Genomic DNA, 18,842 nt, shown 5'->3' on the forward strand with positions numbered 1-18,842 from the left:
ATTACTTAGATTGATAATATTTTTTTCTTAACCAAAAAGCGACATTTACTAAAATTATTAAAGCAGGAACTTCCACGAGTGGTCCAATCACCCCTGCAAAGGCCTGTCCGCTATTGATGCCGAAAACGCCAATAGAAACGGCAATAGCTAATTCGAAATTATTACCGGATGCTGTGAATGATAGTGCAACAGCGTCTCTGTAATTGGCTCCAATCTTTTTGGAAACAAAAAACATCAGGAAAAACATAATTGTAAAGAAAATGACAAGCGGAATAGCAATTCTAACTACGTCTAAAGGTAAATCAACAATCATTTCTCCTTTTAGGCTGAACATGATTACGATTGTAAAAAGCAAGGCGATTAGTGTAATTGGGGAAACAAAAGGAATAAACTTCTGATTGAACCATTTGTCGCCAATGTATTTCTTAATGGCATAACGACTGGCTAGTGCTAGTGCAAACGGAATTCCTAAATAAATTCCGACCGTTGCTGCCACTTCGGTAATTGTAATGTTTAACTCCAAGCCTTTTATTCCAAATAAGGGCAGCATAATTTCCAAATAGAAGTACGCATATAAACCAAAAAAGAGGACCTGAAGGACGCTATTAATTCCGATTAAGCCAGCAGTTAATTCGCGATTTCCTTCGGCCAGTTCATTCCAGACAATTACCATTGCAATACAAGGCGCAATTCCAATTATGATTAAGCCGGTCATGTATTCCGGATAGTCTTTCAAAAAGAATGTTGCTAATGAAAACATTAAAAACGGACCCAAAACCCAGGTTATTAAAAAAGAGGCGGTCAGTAATTTTGGTTTATCAAACATTAAAGGAATTTTTGAAAAATCAATTTTAGTCAGTGGCGGATACATCATTAAAATCAATCCAATTGCCAATGGGACATTGGTGGTTCCGTCGGAAAAGGAATTGATGTAGCCACTGCTTGATGGAATGAAGTAACCAATGGAAACACCTATTGCCATTGCTAAAAATATCCAAAGTGTCAGGTAGCGGTCCAGAAAGTTTAATCTTTTTTTATGTGATGCCATATTATGATTTTATTTGTGAGAATACATAGAATATTTCGGTTGCTATCTGTACACTGCGTTCCTGATATTTTTCTGCCTGTTGTGGTGTATTGTCAAATGCTTTCGGGTCTTCAAACGGGATTGGAATACGCTTTTCGGCACCAGCAATAAACGGGCAGCCTGCATCTGCTTGTGAACAGGTCAGAATCGCTGCGAATTCACTTTGTGGATTAAAATCAGCGTCATAAGTTTTAGAAAAACCAATAATAGGGTGTTCGTTTTCCGAGTATTTTATGGCATATATTGGATTATTCCCTTCTGCTATAGTTTTGATTTTAAAACCTGTTTGTTCCAGTGTTTTTGCTACCATGGGGAATAAAGCGGTTGCTTCGGTTCCGCCAGAATAGCAAAATACATTTTTGATGTTGTAATGTGCTGCCGCTGTTTGTGCCCAAACCTGCGATAAATGGCTTCTTCTGGAATTGTGAGTGCAAATCATATTCAGCCTGATTTCTTGTTGGTCTGCAACTTTATTTTGAATAAAATCAATAAGTGGCTGCAAAATGATTTTGCGCTCCGCTGTTATGCTTTTAAAATCAAAAGCACGGATGGTTTCTTCGATTTTTGGAAATACGGTATTGGTTAAAGTCATTTTGTTTTAAATTATTAGCAACAGCTTCCTCCAGGAGTGCAACTGTTCGATTGGATTGGAATTTCGGATAATTTTACTCTTTGTTTTTCTGCCGGAATGCCACATTGATCTTGTGCCAAACAAGCAGTTCGTTTGTTTAATAGCGTAAACTCTTTTCCGTTGAAACCAATGTCGTATTTGCCAATGGTTTCCCCCTGGAATTCAACTTCTACTTCAGAATCTTCAATGCCCAGCGTTTTTTCTGAAAGCGCGATAATGTTCAAAAGTTTTTGTGGTTTTAAACGGTGTTCAAAGTCATTGGCATCCCATAATTGAAAGTTAACAACGGTTTCTTTTCGCTGTTTTCCGCCACAATCAATAAAGTTTTTGATGATTAAACCCACTTCGGTTACGTGAAAATGTTCTGGAACATAAGTTCCGTTTGGCAGTACAAAAGCAACGTTTTCTAAGGTGCTCAACTGTTTTTTAATTTCAGATAGTTTCATTTTTTAAAATTTTTAAAATTAACAACATTGATTCTTCTTGTTTTCTAAATAGGTATTGATGTGTTGAAAAAAAACTTTTATTTTATTAAAACCTTCTTCATTAAGGCAATAACAAATTGCATTTCCTTCAAAATTGCCTTTTATAAGTCCGGCATTTTTTAGTTCCTTCAAGTGTTGCGAAACGGTTGGTTGGGCCAAAGGTAATTCGTTGACGATGTCACCACATACGCAACTGTTTACTTTTATAAGGTGCTCTATTATCGCAATTCTGGCGGGATGGCCTATGGCTTTTGCCAAAGTTGCCAGTTCGTTTTGCTCGTCTGTGAAATGTTCTGATTTAGTAATTCCCATCGTTATATATTTATATTGCAATATTACGATATAGATGAATAAAAACCAAATATTGAATCGTTTTTTTTTCTTAAATTTTAAATGGCAGGTTATGTATTGCCAAAGCACAGCAGCCGTGTTTGAGGTTTTTTAAAAAGAAATGCTTTCTTAGTAAAATTTAAAATTTCTTCGGCAATAAGAAACGCCGAAGAAATAATTTCTAATATTTTTTTTAAAAAAAGACGCCTATAAATTTTTGTAAATCAGGGATTTACATCCATTTTGATAGGAATTCAATCAATTCTTCCCTTAAATCCTTAAATAGTTTTTCAAAAGTTGCTATGCTTTCTCTGTGTTTTTTATGGTCTGAAAATTTCTCCGTATCAATGCCATAGGGATTCTCAAGTGCTGCTGCCTGAAGATACGATTCGTGACTTTTAATATCATGATTTAAGATATCAATCTGTTCTCGTTGAATAATTAGCTGATTATTAAAATGGTCCGCTAAGGCGCGTACTTCTTTAGAAGTATTCTTTTCTGCTACCTCCAAAATGCGACTGTCCATAATTTTAAGTTCATCTTTATAAAACGAAAGTTTATTGAGCCACGTTTTGTGTTCTTCGTGTAATTGATAAATTGTTTTTTTAGTTTCCATTTTTCGTCTTTTTTAAATAATTTGAGAGTAATTGAATCTGGCTTGTTTTTTAATAGAAATTGCAAAAAGCAAAGAATTGGGAAAAGTCCCCAAAATGCTAAAGCTCGAATATATCTTTTGGAATAGCGTGAAATCCCACTGATTTTACTTTGTTTTCAATGTCACTGATGGATACCATTTTGGACGTGTGAACCGTGAATTCTCGTGGAAAGATTGCTGCATTCAACAACACATCTTTTATTCCGTCCAATTTCAATATGCTGGCTTTAATTTCCATCAAATCGGCTTCTTCCATAGCATTTGTTCCAAAAATCTGACCATGATTTCCTGGTATTACACTGTCTTTTAATGCGCTCATGTTTTTGTTTTTTAAGATTAACGATGTAGTTTGGATGTATTTAAATAAAAAATTAAGTTGCTTAAAGTTAAGCATTTATGTTGTACTAAATAAAAAAAAACGACAGATTTATAGCTGTAAAAATCAATTGCTTAAATAGAAACCATCCGCAAATAAAAAGTGCTAAATCCACCTGTTCTAACAGTCTTAATCTTGAAAATAAAAGAGACATGGTGAGCAGAAACGGCTTTGTCTTTGTAACTTTGAAATCAATTCTGACCAATGGCATACTTGAAATTAGAATTGGATAAATAGCGTAATAAAGTATAAAAATATTCATTTCAGTCGCAATGGGTTTATCTGAAGCTTTAGAAGAGAAATATTATATAAAAGAGGTAGATACGGATACAAAAAGTATTTATTGCTATCATGATTTAATGGGCGAATTGTTTATTCCGACCCATGAGCATGAAAAAGCCCAAATGCTGTATTCCGAAGGCGGCATTGTTTATGTTACCACTGAAACCAGAACTTATTTTCTTCCTGCCCGTCATTTTATTTGGATTCCTGGTGGGATAAAACATAGTATCCATCCCAATTCAGAGCATGTTATGATGCGGAACTTGTATTTCCCAACAGATCCGGGAGATGATTCTTTTTACGAAAAAGAAGGAATTTATCCAATTAATGATTTATTGCTGCAAATGATGCTTTTTACCAACCGATGGAATGGACACCTGAAAAAAGGAAGTAGAAATTTTAGTATTGCAAGTGCGATAAAAGCCATTTTACCAGAAGTCTGTCCGACCAATTTACCATTAGCGTTGCCTTTGCCAAAGGATATCAGGCTCCATAAGATCAGTAATTTTTTAGATGAAAACTTGGGGGAAACTATCTTATTCTCTGATTTGGCGAATCGATTTGGTTTTAGTGAGCGCTCTTTGTATCGTTTGTTCCAAAAAGATTTAGGCATGTCATTTATTCAATATTTTACCATTCGAAGAATTTTAAAAGCAATAGAATTGCTCCTTGAAAAAAAACTAGCTGTAAATGAAGTGGCTCATGCAGTTGGCTATAATAGTGTCCCTACGTTTAGTAATACCTTTTTCAAGATTTTGGGGCAACGTCCTTCTGATTACTTAAAAGGGGTTGAAATATTAAAAAAAGTACAGCTAAAACCATCTGTCTAAAAAGAGACCTGCGCGATGCTTCTTTTGAGTGCCTGCCATTTGTCCGAAATGAATCGCTATTTGACTTTTGTTGATTTTACGACATAAATTAAATTGAGGAACTTTGCACCCTATTCCTTTATCTATAGTATGTTTTCTACAAAATGGGCTCTTTTGGACCGATCGAAAATCAATTTTTCACATACAGTGTTACTGCTTCTTTTCTTTGCGGGGATAACGGCGCTACAGGCACAACAAAGTACAGGTATTTCTTTAAAGGCTGCTTTAAAAATCGCTGCAGAAAATAATAAGACGATTCAGAAAGCGCATATCGAACAGCGTATCTCAGAAAAAGAGATTTCCGAGACAAAAAATCTCCGTTTCCCGGAAGTTAATTTTAATGCCATGTATTCCAGATTGTCAGATTTGACGGAGTATGAAGGCGGTTTTTTCTCGGACAAACATACGTATACTCCAGAACCAGGAACGGTACTATATGATGCAGTTGCACAATTTGAAATGCCACTTTATGCAGGTAATAAAATCAATAATGCGATTAAAAAGTCTAAAGCGGAAAACGAAATTGCTAAAATCAAAGTAGAGAAGATACAGCACGATATTCAATTACAGGTTACTGCTACTTTTTTAGGCATTTATAAAATGATGGAACTCCAGAAAATCATTGATGAAAGCATTAAAGAAGAACAGGAAAGAGTTAAGGAGGTTAAAGCTTTTAAAGCCTTTGGAACGGTTACTAAAAACGAAGTGCTGCGTTCTGAACTGCAATTGTCGGACAGAGAACTCAATTCGCTGACCAATAAAAAAAATATCAGGATTGGTCTTCAGGAGTTAAAAACAGCATTACAGTTACCCGAAGAATCAGAAATTGCTATAGATACAACCGGCCTGCTCGATATCGCACCTTTGAAAGACTATGATTTCTATCGTAAAGAAACCCTTCAAAACGAAGAAATGCGCATCACAAATAGGGAAGTAGACGTAAAAAAAATAGCGTTGAAAATGGTGAAAGGGAACTATTATCCTAAGGTAAGCTTTGTTGGGAATTATGATCTAAAATATCCCGACTATATGTTATTTACGTTGAATCGTCCCTATCTGTACACTATAGGACAAATAGGGGTGGAGGCAACTTATAATTTGTCTGGTTTGTATAAAAATAAAGCCAGAGTGCAGATTGCCAATTTAAAAGTGGAATTGCAAAAAAATGAAGCTGAGATTGTGAAAAATGAAATGCTGGATAAAGTGTTTAGAAAGCATACCCAGTATCAGGAAATAAGGGACAAGTTACCTGTTACGGATAAAGCACTGGTATTAGCTAATGAAAATTACCGCATTGTAAAAGTAAAATACCTGAACCAATTGGTGTTGATTACTGAAATGGTCGACGCAGATAATGCCTTACTTCAGGCAAAATTCAACAAAGTTTCCACCAGAATAGATGTGGTGATGAAGCAGTATGAATTGCTTCATACAGCAGGACTACTCAACAAATAATAATTTCAGTTTAATATAATTTATTTTCAAGTTTATATGGTAAAAGTACATCACTCGTCAAGGGCTCATCGATCATTTCATAGATTAATCACCGTGATTGCAAGTATTCTGGTTCTCAGTGGAATTGTTTTAGGGATTTGGTTTTATGTTTTTAATAAAAATCACGAAGAAACCAATGATGCTCAGGTAGATCAGTATGTAACACCAGTTATGACCCGAATTACGGGTTATATTAAGCAAGTGCGTTATAGTGAAAATCAGTTTGTTCACAAAGGGGATACTTTGATTGTCATCGACAATAGGGAATACAAAGCGCATTTAGACATGGCATTGGCAGATGTTGAAAATGCAAAAAGCAACAGTATTGTGATCCGGAAAAATGTTGCAACGACCTCCAATACAACTTCGGTCAGGCAAGCTCAGTTAGCAGCTGCAAAAACAGAAGTGTGGAAAACCAGATTGGAATTCAATCGCTACAAAGGATTAGTAAGCCAGGAAGCGGCTACTGAACAACAGCTTGAGAAAGTAAAAGCGGACTATGAATTGGCACAGGCACATTATCAGGAAATAGCAAATACGATCCACTCTGCGACATTAAGCACATCAGAAGCTTTGGCTAAAATCCCAGCAGCGCAGACAGTAATTCAGTCCAGACAAGCCACAGCAGATAACGCCGCTTTGTTTCTTTCCTACACGATAATTACAGCTCCATATGATGGCTGGGTTGGTAAAAAAATGATACAACCGGGGCAAATGATAAAAGAAGGGCAGACCTTAGTTTCTATCGTCAGTAAGAAAAAGTGGGTTACGGCTAATTTTAAGGAAACGCAGCTGCAATATTTATCCATTGGTCAAGAAGTTGCGTTAAAAGCAGATGCAATCAGCGGAAGAGAATTTGCGGGAATTATTGAATCTTTGTCGCCAGCCAGTGGTGCGCGTTTTTCACTATTACCTCCGGATAATGCAACAGGTAACTTTATAAAAATAGAACAAAGAATTCCGGTTCGAATAAAACTAAAAGAGAATACTGCAGCAACGGACTTTCTAAGGGCAGGTATGAATGTGACTGTTATAGCCGAACACCAATAATTAAGATGTCAGCAGTAAGTGTTTTTAAATCCTGGGTCCCCAATTGGGCTAGTATAGCTATTATCTTTTTCTGTCTGCTTCACTCGATGGTTTTATTGGGAGTATATACTTCCAATGTGACCTATGCAGCGAGTTTTCTTGATGTGGAGGTCGAGGATTTGCAGTTTTCCATGTGTGTTACGTATGGGACTTTTTTATCCACAATTCTCATTGAAAGCAGGTTGTTTAAGTTTTTTCCAACCAAGAAGTATTTTATTGTTATTTATAGTTTGGCAGCTTTAACGTTTATAGTGTCGGCCTACACAACGTCTTTTTCTTTGTTTATTATGCTGAGAATGGCCGAAGGAATTCTGATGGCATTGCCCGTCTTACCTTTACGACAATTTTTAATTACACGTTTTAAGTCTAAAAATGCCGTGATTATTGCTTTTACACTTAATTATGGCGCTTTGATGCTGGCGTCTCCTTTTATAATGAATATTGCGGTCTGGCTGCTTGAAAATTACGATTGGAAATATATGGCATATGGTTCTGCTTTCTTCCAGATTGTGTGCGTAGCTTTAGTTATGCTTACCTTTAATACTAATCGGGTTTATAAAAAGATCCCATTGTATCAGATCGACTGGGCAAGTTTTATTCTTGTGCTTACCGCTATTTTGTGTGGCAGTTATTTTGTTGTTTACGGTGAAAAGAAATATTGGTTTGAATCCTCACAAATTGTTGCAGCACTCATTGCTGCCTTAATAACCGGTAGTTTTTTTATCGCCCGACAAATGCTGGTCAAGAGGCCTACTTTTGATATGGGGGTATTTCGGTATGCGAATCTAAGAACTGGATTATTGTTGTCTGTGGTTTTTTACATCGCCAGATCGACGTTGAATATTTGTCATAGTACGATGGCTGTTGTTTGGAATTGGGAACCTTCAAGAGTGGCGCATGTGCAATATCTGAATTTAACGGGAAATGTAATCGGAATGATTTTGACAGGGGTATTTTTGGCCAAATCGGTTGCTTCTCGCTATATTTTTATAATGGGTTTTTCACTTTTTGCTTTATTTCATTTTTGGTTTACTTTCCTATTTGTGCCAGATGCATCTTTATTGGATATTGCAATTCCATATATGTTGCAGGGTGTGGCTGTCGGACTCGTATTTGTCCCGTTAGTTTTGTTCACAGTAGCCGCTGTTCCGACTCATTATGCACCCTTCGCGGGAGTAGTCGGCGTTGCAGGTCGATTCTGGGGAAGTATACTGGGTTTTGCCATGATTCAAAATGCAGGATTGTTTTTACAAAGTACTCATTTTACAAAATTCAGGCAATTTGTTCTTCCGGAAAGTCCGGAAACGCAAATGCGTCAAGCGCAAATCACCCGAAGCTTTATGGCTAAGGGATATACTTTGGACGATTCCAATACATTGGCGATGAAACAAATTATCAGTTCTGTTTCAAAACAATCGGTTTTATTGTCAAATATGGAAATCTTTACCGCTATTGGTTACCTAATGCTTATTGTCGTTATTTTTCTATCGCTTAATCAGCATTTAAGACAAACATTTGACCTATTCAAAAATAGAATTTGGGGTAGTTGAAAAGAGTACTATAGTTTATTAAAACCATTAAAAAACAAAATAGCCTATTCCAATTGCGTTAAGAATAGGCTGTTTTATTTTCAGAACAATTAACCTTCGGAGGTTTTTTAAGGTGCTGTTGTTTCTTTTTTGTCTAAGCCTCGTTTTCTCAATAAAGGCGCAACACTGGGTTCCGCTCCACGGAAACGTTTGTACAGTACCATTGGATCTTCAGTGCCGCCTTTTTCTAAAATGTTTTTTCGAAATGATTTTGCTTTTTCAGGATTGAATAAACTGGTTGTTTTGAAAACTTCAAAAGCATCAGTATCCAAAACACCTGACCAGATGTAACTGTAATATCCCGCCGAGTAACCGCCGGAGAATATATGATTGTAATAGGTGCTTCTGTATCTTGGAATGATTGCAGGTATTAAACCGATTTCGTCCATTGCGTTTTTCTCAAAAGTATTGGCATCTGTTGTAATTGCGGACTTTTGAGTATGGTACTTTAAATCTAAAAAGGAAGCTGCCAAATATTCCGTAGTCATAAAACCCTGATCAAAAGTACTTGATTCTTGTATTTTTTTAATTAAAGCATCAGGAATGACTTTTCCGGTCTGGTAATGCTTGGCATACATTTTTAAAACTTCCGGTTCTACAGCCCAATTTTCCATAATTTGCGAAGGCAGTTCAACAAAATCTCTTGGAACATTGGTACCGGCTAAACTTCTATAGGTTACACTAGATAATAATCCGTGTAAAGCGTGACCAAATTCGTGGAAAAAAGTGGTTACTTCGTCAAAAGTCAATAGCGCAGGACTGTTTTCCGTAGGTTTGGAAAAATTGCAAACAATAGAAATTACAGGAGCCTGCCGCAGTCCGTCAACTGTTTTTTGGGTTCTGTAGGAGGTCATCCACGCACCGCCACGTTTTGAATTTCGGGGATAAAAATCCATGTATAAAATGCCTACATGTGTTCCGTCGGATTCTGAAACTTCCCAAACATCCACCTCTTCATGGTATTTTGGCACGTCATGTAAGGGCTTGAATTTTAAGCCATATAAGTTTTCGGTAACTCGAAAAACTCCTTTTCTCACATGTTCTAAACTAAAATAGGGTTTTAATTCCTGTTCGTCTAAATCAAAACGTTCTTTTCGAATTTTTTCAGTATAATAGCGCCAATCGTAGGGCTGTACTGAATCGTTGATTCCGTCTTTTTTCATCATTTCCTGAATATCTGCAGCTTCCGTTTTGGCAATTTCTAAAGCTGGTTTCCATAAATCATTCAAAAGTGTATACACCTTTTCAGGAGTTTTGGCCATGGCTTCCTCCAAAATATAGCTGGCGTGCGTTTCATAACCAAGAAGTCTGGCTTTTTCGCTGCGAAGATTCGCCAGTTTCAGGGCATTGTCTTTATTGTCAAGATCGTCATCATGATTTCCACGGCTTTGATAGGCTTCCCATATTTGCTGTCTTAAATTTCTATTGGCACTGTATTGCAAAAAGGGAATTACACTGGAATTGGATAAGGTAAAAATCCATTTGCCGTCGTTTCCTTTTGATTTCCCTTCTTCGAGGGCAGCAGTAATTAATTCTTGGGATAATCCCGACAGCTTATTTACATCTTCAATAATTAACTTGTATGAATTGGTTTCAGCCAAAATATTTTGTCCGTATTTCAGACAGGTCAGTGAAAGTTCCTCATTTATTTTTCTCAGTTTATCTTTGTCTGAATCCGCTAAATTAGCGCCGCTTCGTACAAATGCTTTGTATAAATTATCTAAAACTTTTGCTTGTTCTACGTTCAGATTTAGCTTTTCTTTTTCATTCCAAAGCGCTTTAACTTTTGAGAATACGTTTTTATTCAAATAGATATTGTCGTTATGTGATGCTAAGCTTGGAGCGAGTTCTTTGGCTATGTTTTGAAGTTCATCGTTGGTGTTTGCACCGTTTAGATTAGAAAATAACATATTGACATTCAAAAGAAATTCTCCTGCATTTTCCATGGCAAGAATTGTATTATCAAAAGTGGGCACAGCAGCATTAGCTGCGATTTGATCAACTTGTACCTGATGCAGTTTAATGCCTTCCAAAATTGCGGGTTTAAAATGCTCGTTTCTAATTTTGTCAAAAGGCGGAACATTATAAGGCGTATTGTAGGGCTGAAAAAATGGATTTATTGCTTCATTTTGTTCTTTTTCGGGGGCTTCCATTGGTACCATTTTGTAGTTGTTTGTAAAATAGATAAATAGTCTCTGTAAATTTAGAAGATTTCAGCTTGATTAGGAAACCGAAGAATGGTACTTAACTTTAATTTAAGAAATTTTGGAGCACAATACTCTTGTTTGAAAGATAGCGGATTCTTAAGAAGCAGCAATTGATTTGAATTGGTATTTCCCGGTTTGTAAGCTCGAAATGGGGAAAGAATGTACAAAGTGTTCTCACCTCCAATCGGGATTAAGACGCTGTTTTTTACTACGTATAAAATGCATTTTTGTTTAAAAATGATTATATTAGTGTTCTGAAAATCAATTAAATAATCCGTTGAAATGAAAAATACTGACGATAAATCGAATACCGATAAAAAGAAATCGGATAAGAAGGATAAAAATAAATTACCCGATTCACTTACCTATCCTCCAAGTGAGGATATGTACAGCCAATTCCATAAAGAAATGGAAATTGACCCGGAAGATATTTCTAAAAATAAGGCAGCAGTTGAAATAAATAATGTGACTGAATTGAATCAAAAAGATTTTAACGAAGATGTCTCTGGTGGAGATTTAGATGTTCCCGGATCAGAATTAGATGACGAAGGGGAAAATTCAGGGAATGAAGATGAAGAAAACAATCATTACAGTATTGGCGGTGATAATCATAGCAATCTAGACGAGAATACAGGAGATAAAAGTTGAAAAAAAGCGAAATGATTTTCAGTTTGTCTCTAGCTGATTTCAGGTGCAATGGCTGAATCTGTAGTTTTTAAAAACGTTTGAACGTTAATCGTATTGACCATGTCTTTGAATACAGACACTGTGGAACCCAAGGGTGAAATTAAAAAAGCATCAAATGAATTGATTTTCGTGTGCAGAAACATGCCGCTTCCCATTTACATTATGATTTTCGACTCGAACTCGACGGTATATTAAAAAGTTGGGCCATACCCAAAGGTCCATCGATGAATCCTGCGGATAAAAGACTGGCTATTATGGTGGAAGATCATCCTTTTGATTACAAAGACTTTGAGGGCGTTATTCCTGAAGGAAGTCACGGTGCAGGAAGTGTTATTGTCTGGGATAACGGAACCTACACATTAGCAGATCCAACAGAGGCTAAAGAGGTTGAAAATAAGATAAAATCCGATTTAGAAGAAGGTGCTCTTGGTTTTAGTTTAAATGGAAAAAAACTCAAAGGTGAATTTGCATTGGTGAGGCTAAAAACGAAACAGGAAAACACCTGGCTTTTAATAAAGAAAAAAGATCAATATGCGAGCGCCGATGATGTTTTGAAACAAGATAAATCTGTAATTTCCAATGTGACTTTAGAGGGTTTAGAAAAATAATTTTTAGTGAACGGTTTGTAGTTTTAAGTACAATCGATACATTTCGTTTTCTAGTTTTTTATTTTCACTTTGCCAATGGCTGATGTCATTTTCAATCAGGCTAATATCCTCATCCCTGTCATCTGGTGATCTTAATAGTTGAAATTCTTTAGCATCCGCTAATTTAAGTTTACTCTCCTCTAAATTAGTTTTGTTGTAAACGAGTAGTTTCTTGATTTCTAAAAGCCTACTATTGATAGAGTCTTTTTTTTCATTTGACAGCCTTTCGGATTCTATTTTTTCCTGGATGGCGAGCTGTATTTTTTGCTCGTCAATTTCTTTTTGCTGAAGTTCAAGTTGCTCATTTCGAAATTCAGTCTGGTTGTTTTTTTGTTCTAATTCACTACTTCTGTTTTGCTGATAGGTATCGAAAATAAGGGTCCCGATAACTAAAGCTAAAATTCCGCAAGCTAAAAAAAAGATGTTTTTATCTAAGCCCAAAATAGTGGTAGGGGCTTCTTTTTTTTCCTCTTTTGGTAAAGGGGGGATGTTTTTAAGCGGCGGCGGTATTACTAACAAAATACTTTTTAATTCCTCTATATCCCCGGCATATTTCCATTCATCCATACCTTCGAACCATACCAAAGTTGTTTTTGTAATTTTTTTGGCTTTTAATTCTTCCAGGACAAATGGGCCGCTGTTTTCAGTGCCGTTATGAATGTAATAGGTTTTCATTTATAATGTTTTAATAGGGCTTATTTGGGGTAATTTTTTAATGGTCTTATAAAGATTTACACTGTAAAATTACAAAGCACTTTATTTTTCACTAAATAGTTTTTTGTGAAAGCAAAAATAACAAAAAATAGTTTGTCTATAATAAAGAGCCAAAGAAAGGTTTATGCACTGTTAGGAAGGACTGGGTATTGGTCGCATTTCAATGAAAAAATAAGGCAATTACAATCTCGAGGGCAATTAATATGATGACAACCCATTCTAAGCGGGAGCTTTCACGCACGTTCAGTACATCGGTAAAGAGCGTAAGATTGTTTTCTACAATTTGCAGGCGGTAATCAAGATCCTTAAAACGGGTATTGATATCAAAATTAGCTTTTAGATGGCGGTTGAGCAAGTTGAGTTCCTCATTATCCCAAACCAAATTCGGATCATCAAGAATATATAAATTATCTACAATGCTGTTTTTGACGTTCAAAACTTTACCGATGTATTTGAGCAAATTCGTTTTGGAAATACTGAGTTTTCCACGTTGTTCCAATTCCAGAATATAGTGTTTTGAAGATGTAATGAGCTCATCGGTTAGTACTTCATAAAATTCCAGCGCAACAGATTGTCCTATGTTAAGCATTACGATTCGCAGGAAAGAAGAGTCAATTTGGGGAACGGTGACATAATTGTTTTTTACGATGATCTTTTGTTGTTTTTCATCGGTTTCAATGCGATACTGTTCCGACAAATCCAGGTCCACCAGAGTTGTGGCATAATTTTTTATAAAACTCACAAATTCACTTTTGGCTACAGCATCATAATTGGCAAAGACCACCACGCCATAATCAAAAACATATAAATAACGTTCGCTTTCTTCCAGTGCATAAAAAACTTCAGAAGTGGAACCCGAATGGGCTTCGGCACGAAAATCAGCACGAAATTTTTTGATATTGAAAGACTCGGCAATCTGAACAGCTTCGATTCGAATTTCCATAACAAACTATTTTATACAAATTTAAGAAATTTTTCACTTTACGTTGCGATTTGCGCTCTGTTATTGAGTTGGTATTCAATGTTGTGATCTTAAAAATGAAGTTAAAAGAGAATAAATACGTCTCATTGTACTATAAAAAACAGCTGGCTTCTAACTCTTTTTCTACCGACAACTATTTTTTGTACATTTGAGGACTTAAAAATTATATCGATTTCGTTAAATCTTATTTTCTGGCATAAGATATAGGCCCTTAAAATTACTGGAATGTTAACTTTATGCCTGTTTAATAACAAAATGAAAATAAGGGGTGCAATAGTAGTATTAGTGATAGTATTCCTTCCAGAAAAGCCAAAAAAATAAAAAACACTTTTTTACATTGAAATTTAAAACGTTATTCATCAGCTTTATTTTTATAGGACTTGTTGCTTGTAACAATAAAGAAAAATCGACATCTATAGATAATGCAGTGCTGTACAGTGCTTCAGGGGCTGCGATGCCGAAAATTCAGAATGGTAGTGTTAAATCACTTTTAGACTCCTCTAAGACACTGGATTTAAAATATTCTTCAGAACAATTAGACAATACTAAAGGACTATCAAACAGTTCCGTTAATGCTATTTTTCAGGATTCCGAAAATTTGCTTTGGATCGGTACCTGGGATGGACTAAATCGGTATGACGGAAATAATTTCAAAATTTTCAGACCGGAGCTAGACAATGAAAATAGCCTGAGCAACCAGGTAATCCTGAAGATAGACGAGGATAATACGGGGCGAATCTGGATATTAACCATGCACGGAATTAATCGGTATGATAAAAAAACGGATACTTTTCAGCGTTATTATTTTACCAGAAAGAACAAGCCGCCATTATCAGAATCCGAATTTAACATGGCACTTGACCCTTCAAAGAAAGTTTTTTGTGCTGTAAAAGATTGGGGTATAGGGTACTTTGACGGGACGGAGTTTCAATTGTTAAAAACGAAAAGTCTTTCTACAAAAGCGGTGCTAAAAATGGAATTCTCGAAAACGGGTGAAATACTCGTTTTGTTTGAGAATAATGACCTTTATACCGTGTCACTTGAAACAAAAAACAACAAGAAAACAGTTTCAAAAGTAAGATTGATTTCAAAAAACGTCAAAACCTTTGGAATGGTTTCCAAAGAGAAAGTTTGTATTGTAACCACAACAGGAAATGCTGTCGTACATTCCTTAACGGATAAAAAAAATCAAATTCTTTCTGAAAAAAATATTGAAAATTGTATTGGGCATGTTCCTGAAGGCCTTGTGCTTTCCAGCAAGTCAGGCTATTTTGTTATCGACAGCAAAGGGAAAAACACGAAAAAATCAGGGTTAAAATACTTGAAGAATCAGAAGATCACAACCTTAATTCAAGGAAGCGAAAATGTGCTTTGGACCGGCACTGATGGTGATGGAATCTTTAAAATGTATCCGCTTAAAAAGGCATTTAATTTAGTTTCTAAGGCACAAATCCCTGAACTTGATGGTGGGATAGTCAGAGCATTTCTGGAAGTAGAAAACAATTCTTTCTGGGTTGGAACTAAAGGCAAAGGATTGTTTCGCTTTGCTTCTGATTTTTATCTGAATGCTGAAAAACCGTTACAATATTCAACTTTCAATGAAAGTAACAGTACTATTAATAATGCCGTATATGCGCTATGTAAAGGGAAGGGAGATTTAATTTTTATAGGTACCGATGGTAATGGGATTACTGTTTTTGATCTGAAAAAAGCAAGACTTATTAATTGGTCGGAAATTTTAGGGAATGAGAAATGTGATTATTTTAAGTCAACATACACTATTTATCAGGATGAAAATGGATTTGTTTGGCTAGGAACCAATGGCTACGGAATGATTCGTTGTAAAATTGAGCGTTCCGGCGAAAAATTAAAAGTAACTGAATTCAAAAAATACGTTGCAGCCAATAACAGCGAAAAAGCATTGAGCAGTAATATTATTTTTTCAATAATTCCGAAGAATCAAGGCCAGCTCTGGATTGGGACCCGATTGGGAGGTTTGAATCTTTTTGACAAAGAATCAGGTCAGTTTCAAACCTATAAAAACATACTAAACGATCCTACGAGCCTGTCTAATAATGATATATTATGCTTGCAGACCGATAGCAAAAACAGACTTTGGATAGGTACCAGTTTTGGGTTGAATTTGTTGGAAGTTTTAAAAAGTGACGGCAAAGCGGTGTTTAAAAGCTTTACCGTTAAACAGGGACTTCCCAATAATACTATTCACGGAATTGTTTCGGATAAAAAATCCAATCTCTGGATAAGTACCAATTTTGGGTTATCCAATTTCATCCTTAACGGATCAAAATTCATTAATTATACAAAAAACGAAGGTCTTCAAAATAATGAATTTGCCGATGGCGCTTTTTACCAGGATGCAAAATCAGACTATATTTTTATGGGAGGAATAAAAGGATTTAATTATTTTTTACCGCAGAAAATAAAAGAATCATCCATTATTCCTGACATTCTTATTGATAAGATCAGCGGGCAAAATCAAGCGATTCCGTATTATCAGGGATTGGTGATTGCGCCTACTTCCAATACGAATCCGTCGATTGTTTTAAAACACAATCAAAACTTTTTTGATATTGAATTGGCAGCTTTGACCTATATCAATAATGAAAAATGCCAATATGCCTACCAATTGATGAACTTTGATAAGAATTGGAATTATATTAACAATCGAAGAACGATTTCCTTCACCAACGTTCCCAAGGGAAACTATTCTTTGTGGATAAAGTGGTCTAACAGCGATGGCGTTTGGAGTAAACCGGTTCATGCTATTGATATCCGAATCAAGCCAGTGTTTTGGCAGTCGAATCTTGCCATTGCAATTTATACTGTATTGGCAGCCCTTTTTATACTATTTGTGCTCAGTTATTACAGGAAACGACAATCTTTGAGCCAAAATATACTTTTCCGAAAAAGAGAAGAAGAACTTCATGAAAACCGGCTTACATTTTTTACGAATGTTGCCCATGAATTTCAAACTCCTTTAACCCTGATTGTCGGACCTGCTCAAAAACTATCTGAGACCGCAAATCTCAGCGAAAGAAATCAGAAGTTCATACAGATGATTCAGCGCAACTCGTCAAGATTGTTGTTTCTGACGCAGCAGCTATTGGAATTCAGAAAAGCCGAATATGATTATTTAGAGGTAACGGCAAGAGAATTTGATCTTGTAAACCTGGTCGAACAAATAGCTGAATTATTTGACGAATGGGCACTAGATAAAAATATTGACTATAATCTGGACATCCCTTCAACATTGCCGGGATGGTTTGACAAGGATAAAATTGAAAAAATAGTATTTAACCTGATGTCAAATGCTTTTAAATACACGCCTGAAAATGGAAAAATTGATCTCAAGTTTCGCATTCAGGATGAGGATCCCAAAAGATTAAACATAACAATCATAAACACAGGGAAAGGAATTCCAAAACAAAAATTAGATTCGTTATTTGATCGATTTTTCCTTTCCGACCCCAATGTAGGAACTGAAAATGATATGTTTAGGACGGGTATCGGGCTGGCCTATATTAAAAAACTGGTCACCGTATTGCGAGGTAAAATATTGGTTTCGAGCGTTCCGGATCAAGAGACAACCTTTACTATTCTGGTTCCTTGTAGCAAACAGGCGTTTTCTGAAAAAGAATTGGACGTAGAAGTAAGCCCGGTGTTGATTTCGCATCATCTTAAGAATATCCTTGAAGAAATCCCTGGCAAGGACGATGCTATTCCAAATAAAATTTCATCCCTTGAAGGACTGGAAGACCGTAGAAAAACAGTTTTAATAGTTGAAGATGAGAAAGAAATTCATTTGTTTCTGAATGATTTATTAAATGAAAAATATAAAATCATTGTAGCTTTTAATGGTGTAGAAGCTGTAGCGATTCTTGAAAAGGAAATTCCGGATATTATCATTAGCGATGTCATGATGCCTTTGATGGATGGGGTAGACCTTTGTAAAAAAATCAAAACAGATATTAAAACCTGTCATATTCCTTTTATTATGCTTACCGCAAAAGATTCGGTTATTCATCGAATTGAAGGTTTGGAAAGCGGCGCGAATTCCTATATTCCGAAACCATTTTATCCCGATCACTTATTGGTAAGGATCCAAAAATTGCTGGAAGAAAAAGAATTAATACTAAAGCACTTTACTCAGGATACGCTGAGCGAAAACCTATCTACTCTTCCCATCAATAGTGAAGAAAAAGATTTTGTAAAAAGAATAATTGAGTTGATCCGTAAAAATATTGATAATGAAAATCTTCAAAGTTTATTTATTGAGAAAGAATTGGGCATTAGCAACTCGCAGTTGTACCGGAAAATCAAACAGATTTTCGGTTTTACACCGAGTGATTTAATTCGAACAATACGATTAAAATATGCGGCTGAACTTTTGCGTAAGAATGTATTGACGGTTTCTGAGGTGTGTTACCAATCCGGTTTTAACAACCGTTCCTATTTTTACCGTGAGTTTAAAAAAATATACAATACCACTCCTAAAAATTATCAGCTTAAATACAAAACCAAATAGCAGATAGCTTTTAAAATTCTGAAAACCAGCATCTTTAACCCAGGTGTACACTTTTGATGAAATAGTGTACACCTTTTTTTATGCTCTGGAATTACTTTTATAAACTGATTTTTAAGTCAAAAAAAACCATTAATGCATTTAATTAACCTAATTTTTATTAACATGAAAAAAA

At 35.7% G+C, this 18,842-nt stretch carries 16 protein-coding genes; 7 read left to right on the forward strand and 9 right to left on the reverse strand.

Annotated elements, in window-relative coordinates:
• Position 1: 1 nt before the first annotated feature.
• The 6 genes from arsB to ACNQGN_RS01145 all read right to left on the reverse strand — a co-directional run bounded on the left by arsB (position 2) and on the right by ACNQGN_RS01145 (position 3,507).
• Positions 2-1,048, reverse strand: a complete 1,047-nt coding sequence (gene arsB, locus ACNQGN_RS01120; RefSeq protein WP_417986035.1) for an ACR3 family arsenite efflux transporter — start codon at positions 1,046-1,048, stop codon at positions 2-4.
• Between the two features lies 1 nt (position 1,049).
• Positions 1,050-1,679 carry an arsenate-mycothiol transferase ArsC gene (locus ACNQGN_RS01125; protein ID WP_417986036.1) on the reverse strand — a complete coding sequence of 210 codons (630 nt, stop codon included), beginning with the start codon at positions 1,677-1,679 and terminating at the stop codon, positions 1,050-1,052.
• A gap of 14 nt (positions 1,680-1,693) precedes the next feature.
• Entirely contained in the window at positions 1,694-2,164 is a 471-nt protein-coding gene (locus ACNQGN_RS01130) for a DUF6428 family protein (RefSeq protein WP_417986037.1), read from the reverse strand.
• An 18-nt stretch (positions 2,165-2,182) separates the two neighbouring features.
• Complete coding sequence (locus ACNQGN_RS01135) at positions 2,183-2,515, reverse strand: ArsR/SmtB family transcription factor (RefSeq protein ID WP_417986038.1); 333 nt, start codon at positions 2,513-2,515, stop codon at positions 2,183-2,185.
• Between the two features lie 250 nt (positions 2,516-2,765).
• Positions 2,766-3,149, reverse strand: a complete 384-nt coding sequence (locus ACNQGN_RS01140; protein WP_417986039.1) for a hypothetical protein — start codon at positions 3,147-3,149, stop codon at positions 2,766-2,768.
• A gap of 97 nt (positions 3,150-3,246) precedes the next feature.
• Entirely contained in the window at positions 3,247-3,507 is a 261-nt protein-coding gene (locus ACNQGN_RS01145; protein WP_417986040.1) for a heavy-metal-associated domain-containing protein, read from the reverse strand.
• A gap of 329 nt (positions 3,508-3,836) precedes the next feature.
• On the opposite strand from ACNQGN_RS01145, the gene ACNQGN_RS01150 reads away from it, so the two are divergent.
• The 4 genes from ACNQGN_RS01150 to ACNQGN_RS01165 all read left to right on the forward strand — a co-directional run bounded on the left by ACNQGN_RS01150 (position 3,837) and on the right by ACNQGN_RS01165 (position 8,848).
• Positions 3,837-4,676: a helix-turn-helix domain-containing protein gene (locus ACNQGN_RS01150; RefSeq protein ID WP_417986041.1), complete on the forward strand. Its 840-nt coding sequence runs from the start codon at positions 3,837-3,839 to the stop codon at positions 4,674-4,676.
• Positions 4,677-4,829: 153 nt separating this feature from the next.
• Positions 4,830-6,170 carry a TolC family protein gene (locus ACNQGN_RS01155; protein WP_417986042.1) on the forward strand — a complete coding sequence of 447 codons (1,341 nt, stop codon included), beginning with the start codon at positions 4,830-4,832 and terminating at the stop codon, positions 6,168-6,170.
• Positions 6,171-6,206: 36 nt separating this feature from the next.
• Positions 6,207-7,259 (forward strand): HlyD family secretion protein, encoded by a 1,053-nt coding sequence (locus ACNQGN_RS01160; RefSeq protein WP_417986043.1) that lies wholly within the window; start codon positions 6,207-6,209, stop codon positions 7,257-7,259.
• Positions 7,260-7,264: 5 nt separating this feature from the next.
• Positions 7,265-8,848 carry an efflux MFS transporter permease gene (locus tag ACNQGN_RS01165; RefSeq protein ID WP_417986044.1) on the forward strand — a complete coding sequence of 528 codons (1,584 nt, stop codon included), beginning with the start codon at positions 7,265-7,267 and terminating at the stop codon, positions 8,846-8,848.
• A 107-nt stretch (positions 8,849-8,955) separates the two neighbouring features.
• On the opposite strand, the gene ACNQGN_RS01170 is transcribed toward ACNQGN_RS01165, so the two are convergent.
• Positions 8,956-11,049 (reverse strand): M3 family metallopeptidase, encoded by a 2,094-nt coding sequence (locus ACNQGN_RS01170; RefSeq protein ID WP_417986045.1) that lies wholly within the window; start codon positions 11,047-11,049, stop codon positions 8,956-8,958.
• A 327-nt stretch (positions 11,050-11,376) separates the two neighbouring features.
• Between ACNQGN_RS01170 and ACNQGN_RS01175 the strand changes: the two genes are divergently transcribed.
• The gene (locus tag ACNQGN_RS01175) at positions 11,377-11,742 is read left to right on the forward strand and encodes a hypothetical protein (protein WP_417986046.1); all 366 of its coding nucleotides are present in this window, start codon (positions 11,377-11,379) and stop codon (positions 11,740-11,742) included.
• A 170-nt stretch (positions 11,743-11,912) separates the two neighbouring features.
• Positions 11,913-12,389, forward strand: coding sequence for a DNA polymerase ligase N-terminal domain-containing protein (locus tag ACNQGN_RS01180; protein ID WP_417986047.1), 477 nt, complete (start codon positions 11,913-11,915; stop codon positions 12,387-12,389).
• A gap of 3 nt (positions 12,390-12,392) precedes the next feature.
• Here ACNQGN_RS01180 and ACNQGN_RS01185 read toward each other — a convergent pair whose 3' ends face one another.
• Together ACNQGN_RS01185 and ACNQGN_RS01190 are read right to left on the reverse strand one after the other, a co-directional pair.
• Complete coding sequence (locus ACNQGN_RS01185) at positions 12,393-13,103, reverse strand: GYF domain-containing protein (protein ID WP_417986048.1); 711 nt, start codon at positions 13,101-13,103, stop codon at positions 12,393-12,395.
• Between the two features lie 199 nt (positions 13,104-13,302).
• The gene (locus tag ACNQGN_RS01190) at positions 13,303-14,085 is read right to left on the reverse strand and encodes an RMD1 family protein (RefSeq protein WP_417986049.1); all 783 of its coding nucleotides are present in this window, start codon (positions 14,083-14,085) and stop codon (positions 13,303-13,305) included.
• Positions 14,086-14,461: 376 nt separating this feature from the next.
• On the opposite strand from ACNQGN_RS01190, the gene ACNQGN_RS01195 reads away from it, so the two are divergent.
• Positions 14,462-18,670, forward strand: coding sequence for a hybrid sensor histidine kinase/response regulator transcription factor (locus ACNQGN_RS01195; RefSeq protein WP_417986050.1), 4,209 nt, complete (start codon positions 14,462-14,464; stop codon positions 18,668-18,670).
• The last annotated feature ends 172 nt before the right edge of the window (positions 18,671-18,842 follow it).

Source organism: Flavobacterium rhamnosi, from assembly GCF_048286515.1.
Taxonomy (GTDB): Bacteria; Bacteroidota; Bacteroidia; order Flavobacteriales; family Flavobacteriaceae; genus Flavobacterium.

Coding starts and splice junctions, on each gene's coding strand:
- arsB (WP_417986035.1), bottom strand. CDS start 1,048: ATGGCATCACATAAAAAAAGATTAAACTTTCTGGACCGCTACCTGACA.
- ACNQGN_RS01125 (WP_417986036.1), bottom strand. CDS start 1,679: ATGACTTTAACCAATACCGTATTTCCAAAAATCGAAGAAACCATCCGT.
- ACNQGN_RS01130 (WP_417986037.1), bottom strand. CDS start 2,164: ATGAAACTATCTGAAATTAAAAAACAGTTGAGCACCTTAGAAAACGTT.
- ACNQGN_RS01135 (WP_417986038.1), bottom strand. CDS start 2,515: ATGGGAATTACTAAATCAGAACATTTCACAGACGAGCAAAACGAACTG.
- ACNQGN_RS01140 (WP_417986039.1), bottom strand. CDS start 3,149: ATGGAAACTAAAAAAACAATTTATCAATTACACGAAGAACACAAAACG.
- ACNQGN_RS01145 (WP_417986040.1), bottom strand. CDS start 3,507: ATGAGCGCATTAAAAGACAGTGTAATACCAGGAAATCATGGTCAGATT.
- ACNQGN_RS01150 (WP_417986041.1), top strand. CDS start 3,837: ATGGGTTTATCTGAAGCTTTAGAAGAGAAATATTATATAAAAGAGGTA.
- ACNQGN_RS01160 (WP_417986043.1), top strand. CDS start 6,207: ATGGTAAAAGTACATCACTCGTCAAGGGCTCATCGATCATTTCATAGA.
- ACNQGN_RS01165 (WP_417986044.1), top strand. CDS start 7,265: ATGTCAGCAGTAAGTGTTTTTAAATCCTGGGTCCCCAATTGGGCTAGT.
- ACNQGN_RS01170 (WP_417986045.1), bottom strand. CDS start 11,049: ATGGTACCAATGGAAGCCCCCGAAAAAGAACAAAATGAAGCAATAAAT.
- ACNQGN_RS01175 (WP_417986046.1), top strand. CDS start 11,377: ATGAAAAATACTGACGATAAATCGAATACCGATAAAAAGAAATCGGAT.
- ACNQGN_RS01185 (WP_417986048.1), bottom strand. CDS start 13,103: ATGAAAACCTATTACATTCATAACGGCACTGAAAACAGCGGCCCATTT.
- ACNQGN_RS01190 (WP_417986049.1), bottom strand. CDS start 14,085: ATGGAAATTCGAATCGAAGCTGTTCAGATTGCCGAGTCTTTCAATATC.